Source organism: Arthrobacter sp. Bi26, from assembly GCF_918697925.1.
Lineage (GTDB): Bacteria > Actinomycetota > Actinomycetes > Actinomycetales > Micrococcaceae > Arthrobacter.
Genome location: NZ_CAKKMF010000025.1, coordinates 32,297 through 58,894, shown reverse-complemented (window position 1 = coordinate 58,894; position 26,598 = coordinate 32,297). Strand labels below are relative to the sequence as shown.

18 protein-coding genes are annotated in these 26,598 nt (G+C 66.4%); 9 read left to right on the top strand and 9 right to left on the bottom strand.

What is annotated here, in order from left to right:
- Nucleotides 1–986, bottom strand: a 986-nt coding sequence (locus LQV16_RS08980) for a PucR family transcriptional regulator ligand-binding domain-containing protein (protein WP_229993540.1), incomplete at its 3' end; no start/stop codon positions are given.
- Nucleotides 987–1,098: 112 nt separating this feature from the next.
- Here LQV16_RS08980 and LQV16_RS08975 point away from each other — a divergent pair.
- Together LQV16_RS08975 and LQV16_RS08970 are read left to right on the top strand one after the other, a co-directional pair.
- Nucleotides 1,099–2,586, top strand: coding sequence for a CoA-acylating methylmalonate-semialdehyde dehydrogenase (locus LQV16_RS08975; RefSeq protein ID WP_229993539.1), 1,488 nt, complete (start codon nucleotides 1,099–1,101; stop codon nucleotides 2,584–2,586).
- 27 nt (nucleotides 2,587–2,613) lie between these two features.
- Nucleotides 2,614–3,987, top strand: coding sequence for an aspartate aminotransferase family protein (locus LQV16_RS08970; RefSeq protein ID WP_229993538.1), 1,374 nt, complete (start codon nucleotides 2,614–2,616; stop codon nucleotides 3,985–3,987).
- Between the two features lie 118 nt (nucleotides 3,988–4,105).
- On the opposite strand, the gene LQV16_RS08965 is transcribed toward LQV16_RS08970, so the two are convergent.
- The 3 genes from LQV16_RS08965 to LQV16_RS08955 all read right to left on the bottom strand — a co-directional run bounded on the left by LQV16_RS08965 (nucleotide 4,106) and on the right by LQV16_RS08955 (nucleotide 8,261).
- Entirely contained in the window at nucleotides 4,106–6,130 is a 2,025-nt protein-coding gene (locus tag LQV16_RS08965; protein WP_229993537.1) for a penicillin-binding transpeptidase domain-containing protein, read from the bottom strand.
- A gap of 89 nt (nucleotides 6,131–6,219) precedes the next feature.
- Nucleotides 6,220–6,876, bottom strand: a complete 657-nt coding sequence (locus LQV16_RS08960; protein WP_229993536.1) for a response regulator transcription factor — start codon at nucleotides 6,874–6,876, stop codon at nucleotides 6,220–6,222.
- On the bottom strand, nucleotides 6,873–8,261 hold the full coding sequence (locus LQV16_RS08955; protein WP_229993535.1) for a sensor histidine kinase: 1,389 nt from the start codon (nucleotides 8,259–8,261) through the stop codon (nucleotides 6,873–6,875). Before LQV16_RS08955 ends, LQV16_RS08960 begins: the two co-directional genes overlap by 4 nt.
- A gap of 189 nt (nucleotides 8,262–8,450) precedes the next feature.
- On the opposite strand from LQV16_RS08955, the gene LQV16_RS08950 reads away from it, so the two are divergent.
- Nucleotides 8,451–9,551 (top strand): ABC transporter permease, encoded by a 1,101-nt coding sequence (locus LQV16_RS08950; RefSeq protein ID WP_229993534.1) that lies wholly within the window; start codon nucleotides 8,451–8,453, stop codon nucleotides 9,549–9,551.
- 45 nt (nucleotides 9,552–9,596) lie between these two features.
- Nucleotides 9,597–10,379 (top strand): ABC transporter ATP-binding protein, encoded by a 783-nt coding sequence (locus LQV16_RS08945; protein ID WP_229993533.1) that lies wholly within the window; start codon nucleotides 9,597–9,599, stop codon nucleotides 10,377–10,379.
- Here LQV16_RS08945 and LQV16_RS08940 read toward each other — a convergent pair.
- The 5 genes from LQV16_RS08940 to LQV16_RS08920 all read right to left on the bottom strand — a co-directional run bounded on the left by LQV16_RS08940 (nucleotide 10,376) and on the right by LQV16_RS08920 (nucleotide 16,511).
- Nucleotides 10,376–11,824, bottom strand: coding sequence for an NAD(P)/FAD-dependent oxidoreductase (locus LQV16_RS08940; RefSeq protein ID WP_229993532.1), 1,449 nt, complete (start codon nucleotides 11,822–11,824; stop codon nucleotides 10,376–10,378). The two genes, LQV16_RS08945 and LQV16_RS08940, sit on opposite strands and share 4 nt — an antisense overlap.
- Complete coding sequence (locus tag LQV16_RS08935; protein ID WP_229993531.1) at nucleotides 11,821–13,299, bottom strand: glycosyltransferase 87 family protein; 1,479 nt, start codon at nucleotides 13,297–13,299, stop codon at nucleotides 11,821–11,823. The genes LQV16_RS08940 and LQV16_RS08935 overlap by 4 nt, the downstream gene beginning before the upstream one ends.
- Before the next feature lie 271 nt (nucleotides 13,300–13,570).
- Nucleotides 13,571–13,795, bottom strand: coding sequence for a hypothetical protein (locus LQV16_RS08930; RefSeq protein WP_229993530.1), 225 nt, complete (start codon nucleotides 13,793–13,795; stop codon nucleotides 13,571–13,573).
- Between the two features lie 652 nt (nucleotides 13,796–14,447).
- Entirely contained in the window at nucleotides 14,448–15,032 is a 585-nt protein-coding gene (locus LQV16_RS08925; RefSeq protein WP_091560715.1) for a histidine phosphatase family protein, read from the bottom strand.
- Entirely contained in the window at nucleotides 15,033–16,511 is a 1,479-nt protein-coding gene (locus LQV16_RS08920; protein ID WP_229993529.1) for a CCA tRNA nucleotidyltransferase, read from the bottom strand.
- 171 nt (nucleotides 16,512–16,682) lie between these two features.
- On the opposite strand from LQV16_RS08920, the gene LQV16_RS08915 reads away from it, so the two are divergent.
- From LQV16_RS08915 to trxA, 5 genes are all read left to right on the top strand, one after another.
- Complete coding sequence (locus LQV16_RS08915; RefSeq protein ID WP_229993528.1) at nucleotides 16,683–17,231, top strand: NUDIX hydrolase; 549 nt, start codon at nucleotides 16,683–16,685, stop codon at nucleotides 17,229–17,231.
- Between the two features lie 62 nt (nucleotides 17,232–17,293).
- Nucleotides 17,294–19,342: a murein biosynthesis integral membrane protein MurJ gene (murJ, locus tag LQV16_RS08910; RefSeq protein ID WP_229993527.1), complete on the top strand. Its 2,049-nt coding sequence runs from the start codon at nucleotides 17,294–17,296 to the stop codon at nucleotides 19,340–19,342.
- A gap of 170 nt (nucleotides 19,343–19,512) precedes the next feature.
- Complete coding sequence (locus LQV16_RS08905) at nucleotides 19,513–21,069, top strand: ABC transporter substrate-binding protein (RefSeq protein WP_229993526.1); 1,557 nt, start codon at nucleotides 19,513–19,515, stop codon at nucleotides 21,067–21,069.
- Between the two features lie 242 nt (nucleotides 21,070–21,311).
- The gene (gene trxB, locus LQV16_RS08900; protein WP_229993525.1) at nucleotides 21,312–22,268 is read left to right on the top strand and encodes a thioredoxin-disulfide reductase; all 957 of its coding nucleotides are present in this window, start codon (nucleotides 21,312–21,314) and stop codon (nucleotides 22,266–22,268) included.
- Between the two features lie 37 nt (nucleotides 22,269–22,305).
- Nucleotides 22,306–22,632, top strand: coding sequence for a thioredoxin (trxA, locus tag LQV16_RS08895; RefSeq protein WP_091248528.1), 327 nt, complete (start codon nucleotides 22,306–22,308; stop codon nucleotides 22,630–22,632).
- The last annotated feature ends 3,966 nt before the right edge of the window (nucleotides 22,633–26,598 follow it).

Sequence of the window (26,598 nt, the reverse complement as noted above, 5' to 3'; positions counted from 1 at the left end):
GCCCCTGCCCCTGCCCCTGCTGAGGGACCATAGGCTGCTCCGCCGCTCCGGAACACAATTGGCAGGTAGTGCGGCGACCGCCTGAGTCCCAGCGCCGCGGCGCGGGCCTGCGCCTCGTCCTCGCCCAGCCCGCGGGGCTGACGGAGGGCGTTGAGAAGCCCCGCCTGCGCCTGGTGGCTCAGCTCCCGCCGGTCCCGTTCGGCGAGCCGGTTGATCGCCAGGGTCTGGGCCGCGCGTTCCAGCACCATGGCCGCCGCGTCGTCGTCGTCGAGGGGGACCGGCACCACCAGCCGCCCCCAGACGTTCCCGCGCACGCCAACCGGCGTCTGCAGCCAGGCCTCGGGCCCGGTGCGGCCCGTCCCGGGCGGCGCCGGCGTGGTCCTGGACCGCCGCTCCCAGTCCTCCAGCAGTTCGATGGTCCGCAGCTGCCCGGCCGAGTACGCGAGGACGAGGTGCGAGAGGTCCTCCAGGACCACCGGGGCGCCGATCATGGCGGCTGCCTGGTCCACCACCTGCCCAGTCCCTGCGCTTTCCAGGCTCAGCACCGTGAAGGCCTCGTGGACGTCGCGGGCGCGTTCCACCCGCTCCAGCTGTTCGGCGACGATGATCCGGTGCACGATTTCGGTGACCTGCACGAACCGCACGCGGCGCTCCACCACGATCACGGGCATGGCCGTGGCCAGCGCGGCCGCGCGCAGCGCATCCAAACTGGGCTTCCTGTCGCCGACGAGTTCAACAATCAGGCCGGACGCCGCCGCCTGCTCCAGGGACCTGATGAACGACGCCGTAAGCCCGGGTTCCTTTTCCAGCTCCAGTCCGGTGGTAAGCACCAGCTCCCCGCCAGACAGCAGCCCGGAAATGTCGAGCAATTCGCTCACGTGGACCCAGCGCACGGGGTTGTCGAGGGCCCCGGCGCCGCCGAGCAGGAGCGGCGCGGCCTCGCGGAGAACGGGAAGGTCAAGGATCGAGCCGACGGTGGGCAACATTTACACAGTGTAAACCAAGCTGTGATTCTCCTTACACACTGGCACTTATGGTGCCGTCTCCCGGTAGGGACACTGGACTCAACGCACCCCGAATACCGCATGAGGAGAAACCTTGAACATCATCGAGCACTGGATCAACGGCAGCTACGTTCCCGCCGGCGCGCGCACGGCCCCGGTGACCAACCCGGCCACGGGCAAGGTCACCGGCCAGGTTTCGCTCGCGAGCCGGGACGAGAGCCACGCCGCCATTGCCGCGGCCAAGGCCGCATTCCCCGCATGGCGCGACACCTCGATTGCCCGCCGCACCCAGATCCTCTTCGCCTTTCGCGAACTGCTCAACTCCCGCAAAGGCGAACTCGCCGCCATCATCACCTCCGAGCACGGAAAAGTCCTGGACGATGCCCTCGGGGAAGTCACCCGGGGCCAGGAAGTCGTCGAGTTCGCCTGCGGCATCCCCCATCTGCTCAAAGGCAGCTACACCGAGAACGCGTCCACCAACGTGGACGTCCACTCCATCCGCCAGGCCCTGGGTCCGGTCGCAGTCATCAGCCCGTTCAACTTCCCGGCCATGGTGCCGATGTGGTTCTTCCCGCTTGCCATCGCCGCCGGCAACACGGTCGTCGTCAAGCCCAGCGAAAAGGACCCCACGGCGGTGAACTGGATGGCCGAACTCTGGAAAGAAGCCGGCCTGCCGGACGGCGTGTTCAACGTCCTGCACGGCGACAAGGTGGCCGTCGACGCCTTGCTCAACCACCCGGACATCAAAGCCGTCTCCTTCGTCGGCTCCACCCCGATCGCCAAGTACGTCTATCAGACCGCGACGGCCAACGGAAAGCGCGTCCAGGCCCTTGGCGGAGCCAAGAACCACATGATCGTGCTGCCCGACGCCGATCTGGACCTGGCCGCCGACGCCGCCATCAATGCCGGATTCGGATCGGCGGGCGAACGTTGCATGGCCATCTCTGCCCTGCTCGCGGTGGGCGAAATCGCCGATGAACTGGTGGACAAGATTGCCCAGCGTGCGGCTTCCCTGCGCACCGGCGACGGGCTGCGCGGCTGCGACATGGGCCCGCTGGTGACGGCCCAGCACCGGGACAAGGTTGCCGGCTACATTGATGCCGGCGAAGCTGCCGGTGCCCAACTCGTCGTCGACGGCCGCAACATCGCCGCCGACGCGGAAGGTGACGGCTTCTTCGTCGGACCCACGCTTTTCGACAAGGTGACTCCGGACATGTCCATCTATCAGGACGAGATCTTTGGACCGGTCCTGTCCGTGCTCCGCGTTGACAGCTACGACGAGGCGCTCGAGATGATCAACGGCAACCCATACGGCAACGGCACCGCCATCTTCACCAACGACGGCGGCGCGGCGCGGCGCTTCGAGAACGAAGTGGAGGTGGGCATGGTGGGCATCAACGTCCCCGTTCCGGTCCCCATGGCCTACTACTCCTTCGGCGGCTGGAAGAACTCGCTGTTCGGGGATACCCACGCCCACGGCACCGAGGGCGTCGGTTTCTTCACCCGCGGCAAGGCCGTCACCTCCCGCTGGCTGGATCCAAGCCACGGCGGCATCAACCTCGGCTTCCCGCAGAACGCCTAAGCCACCCGTATCCGAAAGGCAGCTGTCATGACCTCGACCCTTGAAAACGAAACCCTCCCGCAGCAGGAGGCCGCCGAGGGCGCCCGCCGCGCCTACGAACTGGACCGCAAGCACGTCTTCCACTCCTGGTCCGCCCAGGACCTCATCGACCCCATGGTCATCTCCGCGGCCGAGGGCTCCCACGTCTGGGACGGCGACGGCAACAAGTACCTGGACTTCTCCTCGCAGCTGGTCAACACCAATATCGGCCACCAGCACCCCGCCGTCGTATCCGCCATCGCAGCACAGGCCACCAAGCTGTGCACGATTGCCCCGAGTTACGTCAACGACGCGCGCTCCGAAGCTGCACGCCTGATTGCCGGGCGCACGCCCGGCGGACTGGACAAGATCTTCTTCACCAACGGCGGGGCGGACGCCAACGAGCACGCCATCCGCATGGCCCGTCTGCACACGGGCCGCCACAAGGTGCTCTCCGCCTACCGTTCGTACCACGGCGGCACCCAGCTGGCCATCAACGTCACCGGCGACCCCCGGCGCTGGCCCAGCGACACCGCCAGCACCGGCACCGTCCACTTCTTCCCGCCGTACCTGTACCGCACCGCCTTCCACTCCACCACCGAGGAGGAGGAAAGCCAGCGCGCCCTCGAACACCTGGAACAGCTGATCAGCTTCGAAGGCCCCTCCACCATCGCCGCCCTCATCCTGGAAAGCATCCCGGGCACGGCCGGGATCTACGTGCCGCCCCCGGGATACTTGCAGGGCGTCCGCGAGCTCTGCACCCGGCACGGCATCATCTTCATCGCCGACGAAGTCATGTCCGGCTTCGGCCGCACCGGAACCTGGTTCGCCGTCGAGCACTTCGACGTCGTTCCGGACCTGCTGACCTTCGCCAAGGGCGTGAATTCCGGCTATGTTCCGATGGGCGGGGTGGCAATCAGCCCGGAGATCGCAGCCACGTTCGGCAAGCGTGTCTACCCCGGCGGCCTGACCTATTCGGGCCACCCGCTCGCGGCGGCTGCCGCCGTGGCGACCATCAACGCGATGGAGAACGAACAGATCGTCCAGCACGCGGCAGCCCTCGGCGAGACGGTGATCGGACCGGCCCTCCGTGGATTCACCGAGCGCCACCGCTCCGTTGGTGAAGTCCGCGGCAAGGGCGTCTTCTGGGCGATCGAACTCGTCAAGGACCGGAAGACCCGCGAGCCCATGGCCCCGTACGGCGGCTCAAGCCCGGAAATGAACCAGCTGGTGGCGGCCTGCAAGTCCCGCGGGCTGCTCCCGTTCGCGAACTTCAACCGAATCCATGTTGTCCCGCCGTGCAACACCAGCGTGGAAGACACCCAAAAGGGCTTGGCCGTACTGGACGCCGTGTTGGACATTGCGGACGGCTTCGCCGCCTGAGGCGCTCCCGCACTATTGACACCCGAACGACGGATGCTCCCCCGCATAACAACGCGGGGGAGCATCCGCCATTTCGGCGCAGAATCTCCGGCGACTCGGACTTTTCCGGTCCGGCGTCTCAGCTGGCCCGGGTGAGGAACTCCTTGAGCAGCGGTCCGGACGTGGTGGCTCCAAGGCCGCCGTCCTCCACGAAGACGGCGACGGCGAGGTCACCGTGCGCCGCCACGATCCAGGCGTGGGTCTTGGGCGGGGTGTCGTTGCCGAACTCAGCCGTTCCGGTCTTCGCGCCGACGGGCTCGCCCGGGACGGCGGCCAGGAACCCGGCATGCCCGCTGGTCACGACGGCACGCATCATGTCAGCCAACGCCGCGGCTTCCGCTGCCGTTACCGGCGTTTCGGCCGCCGTAGCCGGTGCCGCGGCCGACGCCGACGCCGACGCGTCACCGGAGGGCGGGGCGGCAGGCGCCGTGCCTGTTCCGGTGCCGGCAGTGGGCGTGCTCTCGGCGCCCGGTGAAGTGACGCCCTCATTCGGATTCAAGACCAGCTGGGCGGCCACCGGGGCTCCCTTGGCTACCGAGCCGGCCATGATGGCGGCGGCCAGCGGGGACAGGAGCACTTTGCCTTGGCCGATCATGGAGGCGGCGTGTTCGGTTCCTGCGGCTTCCCCGGGGACGGAGCCGAGGAACGCTGCGGCGCCGAGCGCGGGCGCTTCGACTGCCACGCCCAGCGAGGTCGCGGCAGATTCGAGTTGCGCCTGGCTGACGGTGTCGCGGGCGTTGATGAAGGCGGTGTTGCAGGAGTGCGCAAAGGCGTCGCGCAGCGTCACGGAGCCCAGGGAGGACTCGGGGTATCCCTCGGCGTTCTTGAAGGTGCGGCCGTCCACCGTGAGGGTCGCCGGGCAGTCCACCTTGGAATCGGGGGTCATCCCGTTGCGGAACATGGCCAGGGAATCGACCATCTTGAAGATCGATCCGGGGGCATACTGTCCCAGCATTGCGGTGTCGTAGCCGTTGCTGCCCGGCCCGGACGCGGCGGCCAGGACGGCGCCGCTGGAGGGCCGGAGCGCCACGATGGCCGACGCAGGGCCGACCTTGCCGAGCACGTCTTCCGCGAGTTGCTGCAGCTTCGGGTCCAGGGTGGTTTTCAGCGGGGTTCCGGGTTTGATGCCGGTCTCGAACAGCACCCGCCTCGGGTCGGGAGACGCCGCCTGGATTTCCGCGGTGGTGAGTCCGGCTTTCTGTGCCCGGATCACGATCCCGTCGGTTCCGCGCAGCTGCGCGTCGTACTGCTGCTGCAGGCCCCCGGCGCCGGTGGTGTCCCCGGGCTTGAGCGCGCCGCCGGACTTCTCGATTTGCTCCGCGTTCGCCTCGGAGACTGTACCCAGAAGTGCCCGCGCAAACGTGCGGGTGGGTGCCAGCGGCAGGCTGTCCGGGACGGCGCGGCCGCCGGGGATGGCGGAGATCTGCTCGTCGGTGATGGTCCGGGAACCGTCCTCGCGGAAGGTGATGGCCGGGACGAAGGCGTCCGGACCGGCCGCCGCGACCTGCTGGGCGTAGGCTGCCGGGTCCACGCCGACCAGTTGGGCAAGCTTGGTGGCGGAGTCGGAGGGGTCCGCGCCGCCGAGCGCTGGCTTGTCGATGCCAACGTTGACAACGGGCCGGTACGTGACCAGCGGGGCCCCGCCGGCGCCCAGGATGGAGGCCCTCTGCGGCGTCTGGGTGGCCCGGGTGATGATCTCCCCGTCAGCGAGGTCGGGAACCAGCATGGCCGGCTTCCACACCGTGAGCCACTTGTCCCCGGATTTCTTCAGCTGTGCGGAAACGGTGTATTTCCATTCCTCCGCGCCGACTTTCCAGGTGTAGTTCAGCGGAAACGTGGCCGTGTCCGACTCGAAGGTCAGCTGGCCGGCCTGCACGGCTGGTTTGTCCGGGTCCAGTCCCTGGAAAATTTCCTTGAGCTGGTCGTTGGCGGCGCCCGACTCCTTCCCCTCGAAGGCGACGGATCCGACGTCGAGCGCGGACACCGCGCTGGCGAGCTGCTGGGCGGCGCCTTCCGCGCCGTCCCGGCCGTCTCCGCAGGCGACCAGCGAGGCGCCAAGAACCAGACCCACAAGGGCCAGTGCAAGTTTTGATGAGTTCCCCATTGCGACATTATGCCCCGGACCACTGACAACCCCCGTGTCACAAAGCGGCGGCACGTGACACAGGCACGGACTTCCCGTGCCCGGAACGCCTAGGGCCGCCGGATGATCCTGCGCTGTGCGGCAACGGCGATCGCGGCAGTGCGGTTGTCCACGCCGAGCTTGCCGTAGATATGCACCAGATGGGTCTTGACCGTGGCCTCGGAAATGAACAGCTGCTTGGCGATCGCCCGGTTTCCCATCCCGGTGGCCAGCAGTTCGAGCAACTGGATCTCGCGGACGGACAGGGCCGGCTCCGGGTTCCTGATCCGGCCCATCAGCCTGGCCGCGACCTCGGGTGCCAGCGCCGTACCGCCGGCCGCGGCGGAGAGCACCGCCTGGCGGATCTGCTCCGGCGGGGCATCCTTGAGCATGTAGCCGCTGGCGCCGGCCTCGACGGCAGCGAGGATGTCGGCGTCGGAGTCAAAGGTGGTGAGGATGAGCACCGGAGGCGCCGGCTGCCCGGCCTCTCCCGCTTTGATCCGGCCGGTCGCGGTGACGCCGTCCATTCCCGCGCCCATCTGCAGGTCCATGAGCACCACGTCCGCAGGCTCGCCCAGGGTATGGAGCTTGGCCAGTCCGGCCAGGGCGGCGCCGCCGTCGGCCGCCTCGGCCACCACTGTGATGCCCTGCAGATCACCCAGCATCGCCCGCAGCCCGGCCCGGACCACCGGGTGGTCGTCCACCAGGAACACCCGGATGTTGTTCATTGCCGGTCCCCGCTGGCTTGCGCCGGCACGGCATTGGAACCGGGCGCGGTGCCGGGCTCGTCGCCCAGTGGCAGCCGGATGGCCACCACGGTCCCCTCACCCGGGGCAGACTCGATGTCCAGCTGGCCGTGGAGGGCGGCCACACGTTCCCGCAGCGACGTCAGCCCATAACCGGAACCGTCCGGACGGGCCGGCAAGGCGGCGGGGTCGAACCCGGTGCCGTCGTCGTAGATGTCCATGGCCACTTCCGGGCCCAAGAAGGAAAGGGTGACGACGGCGGTGCTCGCCTGCGCGTGAATCCGGACGTTGGCCAGGCTCGCCTGTGCGGCCCGGAGCAGGGCGGTCTGGTGGGCCGCGGGGAGTTCCACGGGCACGCCTTCGACGTCGAGGCGGCAGCGCAGCCCGGTACCGCGCGCGGCGGTCTCCGCTTCGGTCTTTTCACACAGCCGGAGGAGGCCGGCCACGAGGGAGCCGTCCTCGAGGTCGGGGGACTGGAGCGCCCGGACGAAGTTGCGGGCCTCTGCAAGATTCGCGGCGGCCGTGTCCCGGACGATGCGGAGCCTTTCCCGTGCCACGGCGGGTTCGCCGTCGTCCAGGGCTTTCTCGGCCGCGCGCCCCATCAGCACAATGCTGGACAGGCCCTGGGCGAGGGTGTCATGGATTTCGCGGGCCAGCCGGGTGCGCTCGGCCAGGGTGCCGGCATTGTGCTGGGTTCGGGCGAGTTCGGCACGGGTGCGGCGGAGCTCTTCGGCCGCCAGCCGCTGGTTTTCCGCCTCCAGGAACAGCGCCCGGTAGGCCAGCCCTGTGACCACAGCGAAGGCTGCGCCGAACGCGGGCCCGAGCACCATGGGCAGCTCCGGCGGTGCGATACCGCCGTTGTGGAACCAGAGCGCCCCAATGACAAAAAGGGTGCTGAGTGCGATCGCGGGCAGCGCCAGCCGGCGCCGGAGCACGTGCAACTCCAGGAAGAACAGCGGGAAGGCCAGCCAGACGAAGTCGGCGCTGGTCCAGATCAGCAGCAGCCACAGGACGCTGACGCCGCCCAGCCACCAGGCCGAGTAGGGCCGCGGATCGAACCGGGTCCTGTGGGCTGCATGCCTTTTCTCCAGAACGGTGCCAGCGAGGTAGAAGGCGGCGAGCAGCAGGGCCAGCAGCAGGGTGACCCAGCCCTGACCCGTGATTCCGCCGGCCACGAGCCGGACCAGCGCCACCAGGAGAAGTACCGCGAAGCCGACGTGAAGGCTCACGCGAAGGACGCGCAGAATGACGGCCGCCCCGGTGGGCTCCGTGCCCGCGTGCCCCGTGGCCCCGTGGGGTGTGCCGGCGTGTCGTGTGCCCTCGTGTCCAATGCCCTCGTGGACCGTGTTGCCGGCGTTGCCCTCCATGCTTCCAGCGTAGTGCCGGCGGGGCAGGGGCAACTGCGGAAATCGGCCCGCCACCGGCGGAATCAACCTTTTGGTTGATCGCAGGGCAGTCCTTGCGGTGCCCGCGATCCAACCGGGCGGCCGATGCCCCTGGGACTGGCGGAGGGAAGGCTGGAAGCAACGCCACAAACGTCACGAAAAAGGACAACCATGTATCTCGCCATCCGCGATATCCGCTTTGCCAAGGGCCGGTTCGCCCTGATGGGCGCGGTCGTCGCGCTCATCACCCTCCTGCTCGTCATGCTTTCCGGGCTGACGGCCGGACTCGGCAACCAGTCGACGTCGGCCCTTGCTGCCCTCCCGGCCGACCAACTGGTCTTCGGCGCCCCGGCAGGGAGCACGCCCAAGGCCTCGTTCACGGAATCCGAAGTCTCGCGCGCCCAACAGTCGCAGTGGTCGGCACGCGACGGCGTCGCCCGGGCCGATGCCTTAGGGATCAGCCAGAGCCGCTTCCAGGCCCTCGGCGACGGAGGCGTCCCGGCACGCACGGCAAGCGTTGCGGTCTTCGGCACCGAGACCGGCACGCCACTGGCCCCCGCCCCGCTGACAGAGGGAACCATCGCTGTCGGAGCGGGACTGGCGAAGGACCTGGAGCTCAGCACCGGCAGCCGCGTCTCGGTGGGCGGCACCGGCCTCGTTGTGACGGCCGTGGTTCCGGAGCAGTGGTATTCACACACCGGAGTCGTGTGGACCACGTTGGCCGATTGGCAGAAGCTGGCACACCTGCCGGACGCGGGCGCCGCGACGGTGCTGGCCGTGACCTTTGACTCCACGGCCGGACCCGGGGTGGATACCGATGCCGCCAATGCAGCCGCGGGAACCGTCAGCACCACCGTCGACGGATCTTTCCAGGCCCTCGGCTCCTACAAGAGCGAGAACGGCTCGCTGCTGCTCATGCAGGCATTCCTCTATGGCATCTCGGCCCTCGTGATTGTCGCCTTCCTGACGGTCTGGACGGTCCAACGCACCCGGGACATCGCCGTTCTGAAGGCACTCGGCGGGTCCGCCCGCTACATCCTCCGGGACGCCATGGCGCAGGCAGCCGTGGTCCTGCTGGCCGGCGCCGCGGCAGGCGGGCTGGCCGGCGTGGCCGGCGGGGTCCTCGCGTCCCAGGCGGCGCCGTTCCTCATCACGCCCTGGACAACGCTGCTGCCCATCGCCGGGATCGTGCTCCTGGGCCTGGCCGGGGCAGCCCTCGCGGTCCGCAGCGTTGCGCGCGTCGATCCGCTGATCGCCCTCGGCGGCAACTGACCGGCCCCAGGCCCGGTCCCGTATATTCTTCGAAAGGCATATCTCGTGAATTCCGCACTGAACAAGTCCATCGTAAACAAGTCCGCCCTGAACAACGCTGCCCTGAACCTTGTCAACGTCACCCTGGAGTACCCGGACGGAGACGGCACCCTCAAAGCCCTGGACGACGTGAGCCTCAAAGTTCACCCCGGGGAGTTTGTGTCCCTCATCGGCCCGTCGGGGTCCGGAAAGTCGTCCCTGCTGGCCGTCGCCGCCACCCTCGTCCGGCCCTCCGCCGGCCTGGTGGTGATCGACGGCCAGGACGCCGGCGGACTCCCCGACGCCGGGCGCACCGCACTGCGCCGGGACAAGATCGGGATCATCTTCCAGCAGCCCAACCTCCTGCCCTCCCTCACGGCGATGGAGCAGCTGGTGATCACCCAGCGTCTGCGCGGCGGGGCCGCCCGCGCGGCCGGGGAACGCGCGGCCGGTCTGCTGGACCTCGTGGGTCTCGGCCACGCCTTGGCCAAGCGGCCCCACCAGCTCTCCGGCGGGCAGCGGCAGCGTGTCAACATTGCCCGGGCACTCATGGGAAATCCTGCCGTGCTGCTCGTGGACGAGCCGACGGCGGCTCTTGACCACCACCGCAGCGAGGCGATCGTCCGGTTGCTGCGGCAGGTCACGGACGAATTCAGCGTGGCAACCGTCATGGTCACCCACGACACCGACTTCGTCCCGATCACTGACGCCGTGGCGAGCATGCGCGACGGACGGCTGTCCTCCATGGTGGCGACGCCGGCCGCGTCGGCGGCGGCGGACACGGGCTTCGGGGCCCCGCGGTTGGGTTAGGGGACCCGGTTCCCGAGGTCAGGTACGCCGAGCCCGAACATGTCCTGGAGGGCATACCTGGCGGCGTGGAAGCCGGGCATCCCGGTGACGCCGGGACCCGGCGGGGTGGACGAGGAACACAGGTACACGCCGGGCAGCGGCGTCCGCCATGGAACGGGGCTCAGCACCGGGCGCCGCAGTATGCCCCAAAGGTCCATGCGGCCGGCGCCGAAGTCCCCGCCGACGTAGTTCTCGTCGTACGCCGCCAGCCCGGCGGCCGTCGTCACCTTGAACTGGACCACCAGGTCCCGGAAGCCGGGTGCGAAGCGCTCCAGTTGCGCCATGACCGCGTCGCTCATATCCACGGCAGAGCCGGCCGGAACATGGCAATAGGTCCACAGGATGTGCCGGCCGGCCGGGGCGCGGCCGGCATCGAAACGCGAGGGCTGGGAGACCAGTACGTAGGGCCGGTCCGGATGCCGTCCCGATGCCACCTGGCGCTCCGCTTCGGCGGTTTCCGCCCTGGTGCCGCCTACGTGCACAGTCCCGGCATCGGCGAGGCTGGCCGCCGCCCACGGCACCGGTCCGGAGAGGATGAAGTCGACCTTGCAGACCGCGTTCCCGAAGCGGAAGGACGCCAGGGCGCTCCGGTAGCGTGCCGGGAGCCTGCCCTCCGCCAGGTGAAGCAGCGCGGGGGCCGCCACATCCAGCAGGGTGGCCCGGGCCGGCGGCAGCTCCGCGAGTGAAGCGATCCGCCTCCCGGTCTCGATCACGCCGCCATGGGCTTCGATATCGGCGGTCAGCGCCCGGGCAATCGCGGCCGATCCGCCGCGCGGAACAGGCCAGCCGCCGGCATGCGCCAGGGCGCCCAGCATGAGGCCGGCGCCGGCCGAGGTGACCGAGGGCAGGGGCGCCACGGTATGCGCGGCGACCCCGCTCAGCAGTGCGGGAGCCAGGTCCTGACTGAACCTCGCATTCCACAGCGGCGAGCCCTGTTCGAGCGCCCGGAGACCGAATGCAGCGGCTGCCAGAGGATCTCCCGGAATCCGCAGCAGCTGGTTCAGGGTCAGGTCTGCGACTCCCTCCACCCGCCGCACCAGGGGCTCCATAAGCCGGCGGTAGGCGGCGCCGTCCCGCCCGAGTTCCGCAACAGTGCGGTCCAGGGAGCGGTAGGCCAGCGCCGCACGGCCGCCGTCGAGCGGGGATCCGTACGAGAGCTCCGGCACTTCCAGGGGCACGCGCCGGGCCAGCTCGAACCGGCGGAAGAAAGGTGAGGCCAGAATCATGGGGTGCACGGCTGAACAGACGTCGTGGAAGTGGCCCGGTTCCATCAGTTCGGCGGTGCGGAGTCCGCCGCCGGGGGTGGCAGCCGCCTCGAACACGTGGACTTTGAGTCCGGCCCGCGCCATGGTCGCCGCCGCGGCCAGCCCGTTGGGGCCGGAGCCGACGACGGCGACGTCAGTCATGGGCGGTGGCCTTCCGCCACGGCACTCTTCCGCCACGGCACTACGGACGCCGCAGGCCGGCGGAGATCAATCCGCAGCCAGTCCGGGGCACCGTCGAAGGGGCCGCCATGCGGATCATCGATCCGGTGCCCGCGGATCACGTCGTGGGACGGATCCCAGATGTCCCAGGCGACGCGCGCCATCAGGTAGGCGGTGGCGAGCATGTGGGCCACCACTGCCAGGACGTAGTAGGGCATATCGATGTTGTGCTGGGTCGAACCGCCGCTGGTCGCCTGCCCGAGGTACATCCAGACGGCGCCCCAGTGCAGTGCTTCGATGGCCTGCCAGATGAGGAAGTCACGCCAGCGGGGCCGGGCGAGGGCGATGAGGGGGATCAGCCACAGCACGAACTGGGGCGAGTACACCTTGTTGGTCAGGATGAATGCGGCCACGATCAGGAAGACCAACTGCGCGATCCTCGGGCGCCGGGGTGCTGTCAGTGCGAGGACCGCAATCAGGATGCAGGCCAGGAGGAACAGGTCCAGTGCGAGGGAGTTGATGGCTTCGGCCTGAAGCGGGTTCAAGCCCAGCCGGCCAGCCACCAGGTTGTAGGCGAACCAGGGTGAGCTGTAGCCCGCCGGCCGCTCCTGCGTGAACTGGTAGAAGTACTTCCAGCCGTCCGGATTTGCCGCGGCTGCCGGGACATTGACCGCCAGCCAGGCCGCGGTTGCGGCACCAGCGGTGATCAGGAGCGCCCGGATGCGCCCGCTCCGGAGCGCCAGCAGCAGGACGGCACCGAGGATCAACAGGGGGTAGAGCTTGGTGGCCGTGCCCAGGCCGATGAAGATTCCGGCGAGGACCAGCTTGTTTCGCGAAAAGAAGTACATCCCAAGAGCCAGCATGCACACGGCCCACATGTCCCAGTTAATGACGCCGGCGAGGACGATGCCCGGGGCGAGGGCAACCATCGCCGCGTCCCAGGACCGCCGCCGGTCCGTCCGTGCTGTGGCCAGCACGGTGATAATCCAGACCGCGGCGATCAGGGTGGCATTGACGTCGAAGTAGCCAAGGACACGGGGGTCTCCGGTGCCGGCACCGGGCACCAGAAGTGCCGTGGCGCCCGCGATGAGCCCCATCAGCACGGGGTACTCAAAGAGGCTTCCCTGGGTGATGAAGGGGAAGGCGCCATCGCCGAGGCCGCGGTTGCGGAACAGTTCCGGAAAGTCCGAGTAGCACGTGGCGTAGAACTGCCCGGGCGTTTCCCAGCCGTTGGTGCGGCAGAAGTTCTTGAGCAGAATCCCGGCCAGGGCGGCGAGGACTGTGAGGATCACCAGAACACGCTCCACCGTGAAGAATCCTGGCGAAACGATCCCGGGCGCCGAGCGCTGGCCCAACGGACCACCTACCAGTTCCGTGAAGTTTCGGAGAAAAGGGTCGCTGCGGCTCGGGATGACCAATCGGACCCGTTTGCGCTCCGGCGGCTTTGTCTCCTGCATGCCCTCGAGCTTACCGGGGGCCGTTGCCCCACGCCGCGCTGCGGAGTTCCTGGCACGTCGGATCGCCCGCCCCACGGCAACGGGGGAGACGAACGGGGCTTAAAAGGAGGAGCCCGTGCGTCGCCGCACGGGCTCCTCTGGGATCGGTTCCGATGTCAGTCACAGGTTCTCCTTCGCTGCGAACAGTCCTGCCGGTAACGGGCTTCGTTCCTGCACGGGATTGGTCCATGCACCAGTGGCGGAAGTGTCCGGCAGTCAGCAGATCAGGGGTTCAGCGAATCAGGCCGGCCTGATACATGGCGAGGAAGGTTTCGTTTCGTCTTTGGTCCAGGAGTTGGCCGTTGAAGCGGGTTGACTCCCTGTGCGCCAGTTTCCTGAACAGGACCGTATAGAGCTTGTTCATCATGGTTTTTACCTCCCCTCGGTGGCTGGATCGGTGCGTCTTGGCGGCGGGTACGGCGGTGCGGTGGGTTGAAGCGGTGGTTGCGGTAGCCACGGGGCCCTTTCATTGGTGGGGGATTTGCAGACCGGTTCGGTGCGACTTAGTGGGGAATGGCCGGGTGAAACGGACGGCAGATTTTGGGCACGGCAAATAAAGCCATAGGTGCGATGAATTCGAACAGCCGATTCCGGGCGCGACAATTAGGCGCGAAATTCTAGGGCTGTAAATTAAGCCGGAATTCCGGATACGGGGAATTTATTCGATGGAGAGTGGCCCCAGGACGCAGCAGCGCTGAAACCCCAACAAGAAACTGGGTTCCGAACTATGGGAGGCTGCGCAACCGCGTGGTTCCGCGTGTTCAGGCTGCTGTCACCAGGCGTTCCGTTGAGGAAGCCAGCTGCCGCCCGTCCCAGCTTGCATTACCTGGGACGGGAAAGCGGTCAGGAAACAGTCAGTCCGACATTTGGGCGCGGCTCAGCGAACGAGGCCGGGGTGGCGGTGGTGCAGTACATCCATCCGCTAGTCAAAGTAATCATCATTTCCCCAACCTCCTTTTCTGTCCTGCCGTGGCTCCGGCTGACTGGCCGGGCGACGTGCGCCGTGACCCCGGCAAGTCGCTCTGGGGTCAGAAATAAAAATACACTATGAATGCGGCAGTTGCCTACCGAATTCATAAACTTTCTTTGACTTTGTTCTAAAACCGGTTTTAGAGTCCCCAGCGCACGATTGCCGGTGTCTTCTTATCCCATCCCAGCGTGCAGACTTTGGCCGTCCCCAACACGAAATGCCGGCCCTCGCGGGGGTCGAGTCCAAGCCACCGGGCGGTCAGGATGCGGGAGAAATGTCCGTGCGCGACGATCAGCACATTGTCCAGGCCCGATTCCAGTACCCGCGCCACGATCTTGTCCGCACGGGCGGCGACGTCGTCGAGCGCCTCACCGTTGGGCACGCCGTGCGTCCAGATCAGGTATTCCGGGTTGTCCTTGCGGATGAGGTCTGAGCTGATGCCCTCATAGTCGCCGTAGTCCCATTCCACCGCCAGCGGTTCCAGTTGGGCGTCGGGGTAGCCGGCGAGTTCGGCGGTCCGGCGGGCGCGGCGCAGGGGCGAGGTCAGCACGAGGTCGAAGTCGACAGTCTCGAGCACCCTGCGCGCCTCCACGGCCTGCTGCTCGCCTTCGACCGTGAGGGGCATGTCGGTGAGCCCGGTGTACTGCCCGCTCTTGGACCACTCTGTTTCGCCGTGCCGCAGGATCCACAGTTGGGGGCGGGGGCCGTTGGATGGTGCAGTCACTTAGGACTCCTCAGTGGTGGAAAGTTCGGCGCCGGCGGGCGCCGCCTCGGGCTGGGCCGCCCACCAGTCCCGCAAGCGGGATTCGGCGACGGCGGGATCGAGCGGACCGTGCTCCATGCGTTCTTCGAGCAGGAATTTGTAGGCGCGGCCCACCACGGGACCGGGCTTGAGACCGAGCAGGGCCATGATCTGGCCGCCGTCAAGGTCCGGGCGGACGGCGTCGAGGGATTCCTGCTCCCGCAGGGCCGCGATCCTGTCCTCGAGGTCGTCGTAGGCGAAGGACAGCCTGTCCGCCTTGCGCTGGTTCCGCGTGGTGACGTCGGAGCGGGTGAGCCGGTGCAGACGCTCCAGGAGGGGCCCGGCGTCGGTGATGTAGCGGCGGACCGCGGAATCGCTCCAGCCGGCCTCACCGTAACCGTAGAAGCGCATGTGCAGCTCCACGAGCCTGGCCACGGCCTTGATGGTGTCGTTGTCGAAGCGGAGCGCCTTCATGCGCTTCGCGGTCAGCTTGGCGCCCACCATGTCGTGGTGGCGGAAGCTCACCGCACCGCCCGGTTCAAACCGTCGCGTGGCCGGCTTGCCGACGTCGTGCATCAGCGCCGCGAACCGCAAAACAAAGTCCGGGCCGGGAACCGGGCCGTCCGCCTTCGATTCCAGGGCCGCGGCCTGTTCCAGGACCTGGAGCGAGTGCTGGTATACGTCCTTGTGGCGGTGGTGTTCATCGGATTCGAGTCGCAGGGCCGAGACTTCAGGCAGCACCAGGTCCGCGAGTCCGGTATCGACCAGCAGGTCCACGCCGGCCCGCGGCTGCGCGGCGCATATGAGCTTGATCAGTTCATCGCGCACACGTTCGGCCGAGATGATGCTGATCCGTTCCGCCATCCGGACCATCGCCTCGCGGACTTCGGCGTGCACCGACACCCCCAGTTGGGCCGCGAACCTCGCCGCGCGCATCATGCGCAGGGGGTCATCGGAGAAGGACGTTTCCGGCGGTCCCGGCGTGTTGAGGATCGAGGCGTGCAGGTCGCGGACGCCGCCGAAAGGATCGACGAGCTCCAGCATGGGCAGCCGCAGTGCCATGGCGTTGATCGTGAAGTCCCGCCGCAGCAGGTCATCCGTGAGGGATGTTCCGAAGGCCACTATCGGCTTGCGGGACTCCGGATCGTAGGCGTCGGCCCGGTACGTGGTGATTTCGATCTGGAACTCGCCCTTGCGCATCCCGATGGTGCCGAAGGCGCGCCCGATCTCCCAGTAGTTATCCGCCCACTTCTTGATCAGGGCAACGGTCTGGTCCGGCGTGGCGTCAGTGGTGAAGTCGAGGTCGGGCGAGATCCGGCCAAGAAACAGGTCACGGACGGGCCCGCCCACGAGGGACAGCTCGTGGCCGGCGTCGACGAAGCGCTGCCCGAGCTCCAGAACCACCGGATCCACCTGGAAAGAAACGGTGTGGGAGTCAGTCTTGTGATGTGCGTGCGCCATAGTTACTTAAGCTTGTCAGAAAACCGCGCCAGCACCACACCGGAACCCACGAGGATCCGGCCGGTTCGTCACGATTGCGTACGAACTGCTGCGGGCCGACTTTCCCGGCCGTCCACTTTAGGGCCATGTTTAGGTCATCAACAGCGGGCAAGAGTCGTTAGAGTGGACCTCATGGCCCATCCCGTACCGAGCGCTCCCGGCAGGAGGACAAACGCACCGTTGCCGTCGGCAATAGGTGCCAATGTCGCGCCTGTCCAGCACACGGGCCACGCTTCCCTGCCCACCGTGGAGGAAATCTCCGCCGGGGGCGTCGTGGTGGACATGTCCGACTCCGACCTGCGGGTAGCGATCATCGCGCGCCTCAACCGCGGCGGCCGTCTAGAGTGGTGCCTGCCGAAAGGGCACCCGGAAGGCAAGGAAAGCAACGAGGAAGCTGCCGTCCGCGAGATCGCCGAGGAAACCGGGATCGAAGGCCGGATCCTGGCACCGCTGGGAAGCATCGACTACTGGTTCACCGTTAGCGGGCACCGCGTCCATAAGACCGTGCACCACTACTTGTTGCGGGCCACGGGCGGAGAACTCACCATCGAGAACGATCCGGACAAGGAAGCAGTCGACGTCGCGTGGGTTCCTATCCAGGAGCTGGCCCGCAAGCTGTCCTTCCCGAATGAGCGCCGCATCGCGGATCTGGCCAAGGAAGTCCTCCCGGAAGACCGCTAAGGGCCGCAGGAGCGGCCGGTCCCGGCCACCGATAGCGACTAATGCCCCGCACGGGTGAGACGATGAAGACGATGTCATCTGCCAAACCCGCCCCCGTACCCTCCGGCCCCGCCGATTCCAAAGCTGTCCAGTCCGGTGAAGCCCGTTCCAGCGCCATCATGGCCGCCGGAACCCTCGTTTCGCGTTTCCTGGGCTTCGCCAAGACTTGGATGCTGGCGGCCGCCCTGGGCTTGGGCTCCTCCGTCAATGACACGTTCATCAACGCCAACAACCTCCCCAACCTGATCTTCCTGCTGGTGGCGGGCGGGGTGTTCAATGCTGTTCTGGTACCGCAGATCATCAAGGCCAGCAAGGCGCCGGACAAGGGTGCGGATTACATCAGCCGGCTGCTGACGCTGGCGGTCCTGGTGCTGCTGGTGCTCACACTGCTGGTCACGCTGCTGGCGCCTACGGTCATTCAACTGACCACCCAGGGCTACTCGCCGCAACAGAAGGCCCTCGCGGTGTCGTTCGCGTTCTGGTGCCTTCCGCAGATTTTCTTCTACGGCCTGTACGCCCTGCTGACCCAGGTCCTGAACGCCCACGGGGCCTTCGGGCCCGCGATGTGGGCGCCGATCGTCAACAACGTCGTGGCGATCGCCGGGCTGGGCATGTTCATCGCCATCATGGGCGCCAATGCCGCCAATCCCCACACGATCGACAACTGGGGGTCCGCCCAGACCATTCTCGTGGCCGGGTTCTCCACGATCGGCGTCGTCGCCCAGACTGCCGTCCTGCTCATTCCCGTGTTTAGGCTCCGGCTGGGGCTGCGGCCGCGCTTCGGCTGGCGCGGCGTCGGGCTGGGCCATGCCGCAAAGCTGAGCGTCTGGACCCTGGCGACGGCCGCCGTGGGGCAGCTGGCATTCCTTTACGTCATGCGCATCGCCACGATCCCGGGCGCGGAACGGGCGCGCCTCCAACAAGCGGGGGACCCCGCGGCGGCCACCATTCCGGGCAACGCAGTGCTGGAGGTGGCCAGCCAGCTGTACCTGCTCCCGCACTCCATCATTGCCCTGTCCCTGGCCACCGTGCTGTTCAACCGGATGACCCGGGCATCGCAGGACGGCGACCGGGCCGGGCTGCGCAGCGCGCTCTCCCACGGGCTGCGGACCATGGCCGTGGCCACCGTCTTCGGCGCGCTGGCGCTCTTCGCGCTGGCCGGGCCGCTGGGCATGTTCTTCTCCGGCAACGTGCGCCAGGACGGCGTCATGCTGGCCCAGACCCTCACCATCCTGGCCCTCAGCACCCCGTTCATGAGCGCCAACTTCATGATGTCGAGGGTGTTCTACGCCAACGAGGACGCCCGGACGCCGTTCTTCATCCAGCTGGTCCTGGCGCTGGTCAACGTGGCGGCCGCGTTCGCGATCCAGTTCCTGCCGTTCGACCAGATCATCTTCGCCATCGCCATCCTCTACACCGGCGGCAATATCCTCTCCGTGATCGTCAGCGCGATCTTCCTGCGCCGGCTCCTGGGCCACCTGGACGGACCCCGCATCGCAAGCTCCTACATCCGTATGGGCTACGCGGCCCTGGGTTCGGCTCTGGCCGGAGCCGTGGCGCTGTGGATGCTGGGCAGCTACAACCCGGACGGCTACGCCTGGAGCGACCGGATCGCCGCTCTGGTGACGATCGTCGTCGTCGGTCCCGTCATGCTGGCCGCCTACTTCGTGCTGCTGAAGCTCTTCCGGGTGACCGAGCTGCAGGATCTCCTGCAGCCGCTGCTGGGGCGGCTCCGGCGCCGCGCCCCCGAGCCGCAGGCAAGTGGCGCACCGGAGGTGCGAAGGGCGCCGGAGCGGGCCACCACCTCGGTGGATACAGGCCTGATTCCGCGAATTTCCGGCGGGTTCGACGCCGAGTCGTTCCGAGCAGGCCCCGACATCCGGGAAGAGGACTCGTTCCCTTACGGGCGTCCGTCCGGTCCGGAGGGCGGATATCTGCCGGCCGAGGACCTCCCCAGCACCGCGCAGGGCGGTCTGGGCCGGGGCGATGTTCCCTTGCCGGGCCGGCGGACCTACCAGGGCCCGGCCGGTCACAACCCCTATTTCCCGTTTAGTCGGAAAAAGAAAAAATGAGCCGGCCCCGTTTCGAACCGCCGTGCTCACGCGGCCCGGACAGAGCATCGGCTAGGATCGAAGACTAACAAGGGAAGTTGCGGACCAGCGGTCAACCGGCTTACCGGAGGGCACACGGTCGCTCTCAGAGTGACCACGTCGGCAGGTCCCGGACAGTCTAGGAGGAGCCCGTGTCCCACCCGATCGATGTCGGATCAGTACTCGGTGGCCGCTACAAGGTCACTGCCACCGTACTGACCTCACATGACCAGGATCTGGTGCTGGACGGTGTGGACCAGGTGCTCAACCGTCCCGTGAGTATCCTTGTCGCCGGCCCGGGCAACGCCGATCAGGTGGCCCAGAGTGCCCGTGAAGTGGCCACGGGCGAACGTCCCGGCAGTGTGCAGATCCTTGACCTCGGCGTCAGCGATTCCACCACGTATCTGATCACCAACCACACCTCGGCCGCGGACCTTCTGGATCTTGTGGTGTCGTCCAACCCGCCGTACGTGGAACCTTTCTTCACGGACACCCTGGGCAGCGAAATCTTTGGGCAGGCCCGCTCCCACGAACCCGAAACCTACGACGGACTCTACGACGACGAGGAAGTCGACGCCGGGTACATCAACTATGGGCAGACCCAGGCCGCAGCCGGACACCCGCCGGTTTCCCCCGCGGCACCTCCCGCCGGAGTACCGTCCCGGCCGACGTCGGCGCCCGCCGCCGCGACTGGCGCTGCTGCGGCAGCCGGGGCTGCAGCAGCAGCCGCCAGGGCCCCCAAAGCCCCCACAACCGCACCGCAAGAGACCGCGGCACATACGACGGCGCCGCAGCCCGCCCAGGGCGGCACGGCGTCCCGCCAGACCGACCCGGCAGCGCAGCAGCCGGCAACCGCCGCTGCACCTAAAGTTTCCTTGTGGTCCGACGACGACTACACCGGCGATGACCAGCGTGGTGCCGAGCACCACGGCGGCGCCGCAGCGGCCGCCGGACTGGCCGGAGCCGGTTTCGACACTGCGGATCGGGCTCCGGGCAACTTCCCCGCCTCCGCCCGTGCCGCCATCGACGAGGATGAGTACGAGTACGAAGACGAGCCCAGCCGGGAACCGCGCTCCATGCGCTGGCTGGTGGGCGGGCTCCTGGCTGCCGTATTGGTGGTGGGCCTCATCTTCGCGGTCACCAACCTTGGCAGCCTCTTTAAGAGCAGCCCGCAGACCACCGCCGCACCGTCCGCGTCGTCCAGCACGCCGGAACAGTCCACGGGGCAACCGTCGTCGACCGCCAGCGAGGCACCGGCCGCCGGGCCGCCCGTCATCGAGGACGTGACGCGAGTCGGCAACTTCGATTTCGCCGGAAATTACGACACCGACCTCGCCAAGACGTTTGACGGGAACGGCGCGAGCTTCTGGTCCGACATGGAATTCGCCACGGAGGACTGGGGCGGACTTGCCTCCGAGGTCCCGCTCGTCGTCAAGCTGAAGGACCCCTCCAAAGTCTCCTCCGTCACCCTGAGCCAGCTCGGCGCCTCCGGCGGCAGCATCAGCGTCTTCACCAATGACAGCCCGTCCCTGGACGGCGCGAAGCAGATTGGCAGCAACAGCTTTACGTCGCCGGACCTCACGATGCCTCTGTCCGAACCTGTTACGGCGCAATACGTGATCGTGTCCATCAAGACGCTTCCCAAGCTGGCCGCTCCCAAGACCCGCTACGGGTACGGCCTGCGCCTTGCCGAGATCAAGGTACAGTAGCGGACCCTGGGCAGTAGCCGACCCTGGGCAATAAGGGGCCCTGGGCGGTAAGGGGCCCTGTGTAGTTGCGGCCCTGTAATCCGGGGCCGCCTCCGGCCCCGGCCGCGGCAAACCGGTACCCTGAGTAATGGTGTTGCTTCGTGACGCCCATTTCGGCCGGAATATTCAATGCCCGGCAATAGTTGTGCCATGTGGCCGGCCATCGAGGCGGGCGCTCGACAAAGGAAGAGGTTCACCGTTCAGTGAGCAACGCAGAAAACACTGCCTCCGAAGTACGTGATGTCATCATCGTCGGCTCCGGCCCGGCGGGCTACACCGCAGCGGTGTACACGGCGCGCGCGAACTTGAAGCCGCTGCTCCTGGCAGGCTCGGTCACGGCCGGCGGCGAACTGATGAACACCACGGACGTGGAGAACTACCCTGGGTTCCCGGACGGCATCATGGGCCCGGACCTCATGGAGAACTTCGAGAAGCAGGCCGCGCGCTTCGGCACGGAGATCCAGTTCGAAGACGTCACCGAGATGGACCTCGACGGCGACGTCAAGACCGTCACCATCGGCACAGGGGAGACCTTCAAGGCCCGGTCCATCATTCTTTCCACCGGCTCGGCCTACCGTGAGCTCGGCCTGCCGAACGAGAAGCGGCTTTCAGGCCACGGTGTCAGCTGGTGTGCAACCTGCGACGGTTTCTTCTTCAAGGATCAGGACATCGCAGTAATCGGCGGCGGCGACTCCGCCATGGAGGAGGCCCTGTTCCTCACCAAGTTCGCCAAGTCCGTCACCGTTGTGCACCGCCGCGACACTCTCCGCGCTTCAAAAATCATGGCCGACCGCGCCTTGGCCCACGAGAAGATCAACTTCGTGTGGAACAGCGGCGTGGAGGACGTTTTGGGTCAGGACAAAGTCACCGGATTGCGGTTGAAGAACCTGCTTGACGGCGCGGAATCCGAACTGGCCGTGACCGGAGTGTTCGTTGCAATCGGCAATGATCCTCGCACCGATCTGGTCAAGGGCAAGCTCGAACTGACCGCAGAGGGAACCATCGCGGTGGACGGCCGCACGTCAAAGACCAGCGTCCAGGGTGTTTTCGCCGCCGGCGACGTGATCGATCCGACTTACCGCCAGGCGATCACCGCGTCCGGTTCCGGCTGTGTGGCCGCCCTCGACGTCGAGCACTACCTCGCAGATTTCCACGCCTAAACGGCGCGCAGCAACCAACGGAAGAGAGACAAAGGTTATGAGCAACGCAAAAGACGTAACGGACGCCAGCTTCAGCACTGATGTACTGGCCTCCGATAAGCCGGTCATCGTCGATTTCTGGGCCGAGTGGTGCGGCCCCTGCCGCAAGCTGGGACCGATTCTTGACGAGATTTCGGTCGAATACAGCGAGAAGGTTGATGTGGTCAAGGTCAATGTTGACGACAACCCGGCCATCGCAGCCGAGTACGGCATCACCTCCATCCCGGCCGTCTACCTGTTCCAGGGCGGCGAGGTCAAGAGCACCGTTATCGGTGCCCGGCCCAAGCAGTTCTTTGAGAAGGAATTTGCGGACGTCCTGTCCTAAGCTCACTGAAAGTGGCCCCCGCCTTCTGGCGGGGGCCCTTTTTTGTTGTGGTCCAGGGTCCACAGAGGGGGAGTGGGGACTGACAGAGGGTAGTAGGGGCTGCCCGGGTCACGGCGACGTCTTTCGAACTGATAAGGCAAGTTTCAGGGGTTGCCCGCTGATGCAGTTTTCTGTCGGCTGGCCACTCTCGCTGTATTTCTCGATTCCTGCCCCAGAAGGGACGCTTCCGCCTGCTATCGGGGGCGCTCCAGTGCGCGAATAGTACTGTAGCGACGGTTTGCCGGTGCACTGGTTGTCGCGTTCACATAATGCCCATGTTTCACGTGAAACATGAGGATCAGGACGCTCATGCGCGCTTCTGCAGTCCATGCCAGCCGTTCTGCGGCCACGAGAAGTTTCGGGAAACCGGCCTCCCTCTTGCCGCTGCGGCCATGGTGCTAGTCGTGGCTACCCGCAGCCTTCACTGTCGCCGGAGATTTATGGTGACTTGGTGCCCCGAAGGGTCGTTAGCGCGCCGCACCCAGCGGTTTCACGTGAAACGTTGAATCCGGGTGACGGTTCCAGATCGCCGGGCTATAGGCGAAGTGGTGCTGGCGGCATTCGATGCTTTATTGGGCAACTCACACACAGCCAACGCCTCGAATGACCTATGGTGGCAGGTTGGGGCGTCACCAAAGGGTCCTGACTGCATTCCGCGCGGGCATTTTGACTGAATCTCGCCCTGCACAGCAACGGATCAAAGTTTCGACGTGGGGTAGCTATTCCGCCACTGCCGGTATACGTGATTTTCCCCCGCGGCTCCTCCACAGAATCGAGAGCCAAGCTAGTGGCGAAAACAGTCTGGCAGGCGCTGACGTGTCGACCCTTGAAATTCACGAGAGCGGCCGTTCCAATCCCTGGCGTCATCTAGCTCTACGTTTGGTTCCCGGTCATTCTTGGCGGCCGCCAATCACACGCAGGCCTCAGCCCCGTCCACCAGATGTTTCACGTGAAACATGCCGGCGCTGCCCACGCGTGGAGTCGGGCGAGTAGGCCGCCGTCATGGTGTTTCACGTGAAACCGAACCTACGCCGGGCATCGACGACGGCCGAAAAATGGCGATCCGACAGTTGGCTCTCGGATATTAGTTTGGACACGGCGCTGACATCCCCTTTACCGTTCACCGGGGGATCCAAACAGTGACGCCAAATGTTGCCCCTCCCGGCCTGCGTCGTCATCCATAGCCTCCTGAGCACCGACCGCGTCGAGGCAGCAACTAGCCACAGGCGGAGGGGCGCCGCGGCATAGCGCCTAGCCTGCCACTCCCTGCAGTATCGTTCGGCTGACTGCGGGCCCAATTCCTTCCATGTCCCACGCTCCATCTCCATCCCCACCTAGGCCCCAACGGGACCTGGCCCAGCTCCAGCATCGCCAGGTTTCACGTGAAACAAGGCAACGGATTGCGCGCCATCCGAGGGGAGGCCGTCACCAGGGCAATATGGTTCCTGACGGGGGATGGAACCCCTTCCAGCTCCCACCAGCCGCGCGACCAATCGGCAGGTCTGATTGGAAAGCGTAACCGGGCAGACTCCCGTCATCGGGTGAGCTGGACAGACTCCATAACACCGCGGCATGGCAGCCCACAGGCAACTGTCCGAGAGCCTAGGAACCTGCTCGACAGGCGGAGGGCGTGCTGCTGGGGCCGGCCCCACACGGTCAATCGCGGTTCGACTGCACGCGGTCCGGCGGGGGGAGAAGGCCAACAGGATCTCCAAGGCACACTGATATCTCGACGGCCCATGTTGTCTGATTTATGGCCCGCGCCGAACATGGGCGGTCGAATTCCGGGTTGGGTCGTCAGTAGGCCACGGCAAGAGGTCTCCACGTTCAGTCCACGGCAGGCGCATAGAAGACAACTCAACGACCTATTGAAGGCAAGGGACGGAGCCCCCTGCCACTGGCAATGGCTGGCCACCCCGAGTACGGCGACGATATTTCTCGCCGCGCCGGGTCCGCAATCGGCTCCCGCTCCTGGCGGATCCCGTCAGCCGGCCTATGAAGACTCTCGATTATTCGCCGTCTTGCCCCAGCCAGTGATCCCTCGTACCGGCGGTCCAGCAACGGGCAGGCTCAGACATTCGTCCGTACGTCGCCGCCTCGTCTAAGTCACATTGCAGTCTCCGGTCCGTACGTCGCAGCTCGCCCAACGCCTGCTGAACCGGGCTGCCCATCTCCGGCCAGGCTCCATCGAGAGCTCCCCTCAAGCCCTTGGCGACGCTCCAACTACCCGGGCTAGTGGCAACCCGCACCACCTTGTCTGCTGAAGAGGGGACCGGTAGGCAGTGGTTCTGTTCCCGCCGATTGTCCGCAGACTATTCACGCGGGGGACAGGAGGGAATGCGCGTTCTCCCGAACCGCAGGTTCGTGTCAGTGCGCTACTAGTCGTATTGTTGTAGCGGTCGGCAGGTGGGCAACGTCCCCTTCGCTTCCGGATCTCCTGGAGCTACCGACTGTAGTCACTGCCGCCTCCCGCGGAAGGAGATCCTCGATCCCTCCGTGTCCTTGAGCTTTTCGACACTGCTCTGACGACACCGCCTTGAGGACCCACCGTCACAGTATCCGCCATCTAAGCGGCTGTCCGCGTCGACAAATAGAGGTCAAAAGCACTCCCGATTCATGCGCGCCCAGCACGTGCACTGGCCCGCAGGAACCGTCGCGTCCGCGATATCCACCGCGTTCTCCACAGAAGTTATTCACACAGTTATCCACAGGCCCTGAGAGACTATTCACACCCACGTACTGACGCTCCGAGAAGCGTCGCTAGGTTCTCAGGCCATGACCTATTGACCGGCTACTCGCGGTGCCTTGGTTCTGCCGCGAAGAATCATTCAAGCCCTGGGGATCCGGACGGAAAAAGAAGCCAAGTACCCTGAAAAATTAACCCTAGAGCGGAGATTTAATACATCTTCACCAATGCTTCCGGCCCCGTTCCCGCCGTGAATGATCATGTTTCACGTGAAACGGATCACGAGCATCCATCAAAGCATCAAGGCATACGGTACGACCGCAGCTGGTGTCCCATTCAGCCGCTCCCACGGAGCTTCAGTCCGAAACTAATCCACAAAGTTATCCACAGCAATATCCACTGCTCTATCCACCGTTCTATCCACCGGGCACTGGCCGGAACCAGTAGCCATGGACGGCTCCGAGAGCGCTCCTCCTGACACCGTTCAGCTGCCGCACCGCAGCGCCTGGAAGGGGTGTCCCTCACCTCGCAGGGAACCAATGCTGTTGGCCGAACCACGTCACTTCGAACGACCAGACCATTCACCCACATACACCACCCACCACTTAGGGCAGAGCGTCCAGCGCGTGCACGAATGTTGAGAAGCACCCGGGGAGCGCCGCCGCTCCCCGTCTGATCACCCGGCTTCGGCAATTCGCCATGGGGCCAAGTCGAATTATCATCTTGCGCGGACCGGCTGCCGCGGACCGGGTCTACGGCGACGGCACGTCGTCGACACGTGGGGCCTGAAAGCGAGGACGACCGCCGGGGTTAGTGGAGCCGATCCGTTCACGCACTTGTCACTCGGAGGTCCTCGTCTCCCACCCGCCGCCGTTTGGACGGCTCATGGAAGCTGCCTGATGGTCGACCGCGTGGCGGCCGGCCGCTCGTATTGCGTCGGAGCCAAACGTGTTCCGGCCGAGCCGCACGTCGATATGTCGGAAAGTCCCGGGCCGACCGAGCCTCATGTCCATGGGTCGGGAAGTCCTGGGACGGGCGAGTGGCCGGACTTCCGAACGGCATGAGCCGGCGCAGACCAACGCTCAACTCACTGGCTCAGGTGCCGAAGGTGAACAGGCCATCCGGGACGCCGACGGTCATTACGCTGGAACCCCGGCGGGTCGCGACCCTCGTCGGGTGCCGGCGCAAAGAGTGGGCCGGAGCCTACAGCGTACGGGGATCGCACGGCGCATGGATTGTGA

What these genes read in the sequence shown, in the direction of transcription:
- LQV16_RS08970 (WP_229993538.1), top strand. Translation starts at nt 2,614, where the DNA reads ATGACCTCGACCCTTGAAAACGAAACCCTCCCGCAGCAGGAGGCCGCC.
- LQV16_RS08965 (WP_229993537.1), bottom strand. Translation starts at nt 6,130, where the DNA reads ATGGGGAACTCATCAAAACTTGCACTGGCCCTTGTGGGTCTGGTTCTT.
- LQV16_RS08960 (WP_229993536.1), bottom strand. Translation starts at nt 6,876, where the DNA reads ATGAACAACATCCGGGTGTTCCTGGTGGACGACCACCCGGTGGTCCGG.
- LQV16_RS08955 (WP_229993535.1), bottom strand. Translation starts at nt 8,261, where the DNA reads ATGGAGGGCAACGCCGGCAACACGGTCCACGAGGGCATTGGACACGAG.
- LQV16_RS08950 (WP_229993534.1), top strand. Translation starts at nt 8,451, where the DNA reads ATGTATCTCGCCATCCGCGATATCCGCTTTGCCAAGGGCCGGTTCGCC.
- LQV16_RS08940 (WP_229993532.1), bottom strand. Translation starts at nt 11,824, where the DNA reads ATGACTGACGTCGCCGTCGTCGGCTCCGGCCCCAACGGGCTGGCCGCG.
- LQV16_RS08935 (WP_229993531.1), bottom strand. Translation starts at nt 13,299, where the DNA reads ATGCAGGAGACAAAGCCGCCGGAGCGCAAACGGGTCCGATTGGTCATC.
- LQV16_RS08920 (WP_229993529.1), bottom strand. Translation starts at nt 16,511, where the DNA reads ATGGCGCACGCACATCACAAGACTGACTCCCACACCGTTTCTTTCCAG.
- LQV16_RS08915 (WP_229993528.1), top strand. Translation starts at nt 16,683, where the DNA reads ATGGCCCATCCCGTACCGAGCGCTCCCGGCAGGAGGACAAACGCACCG.
- murJ (WP_229993527.1), top strand. Translation starts at nt 17,294, where the DNA reads ATGAAGACGATGTCATCTGCCAAACCCGCCCCCGTACCCTCCGGCCCC.
- trxA (WP_091248528.1), top strand. Translation starts at nt 22,306, where the DNA reads ATGAGCAACGCAAAAGACGTAACGGACGCCAGCTTCAGCACTGATGTA.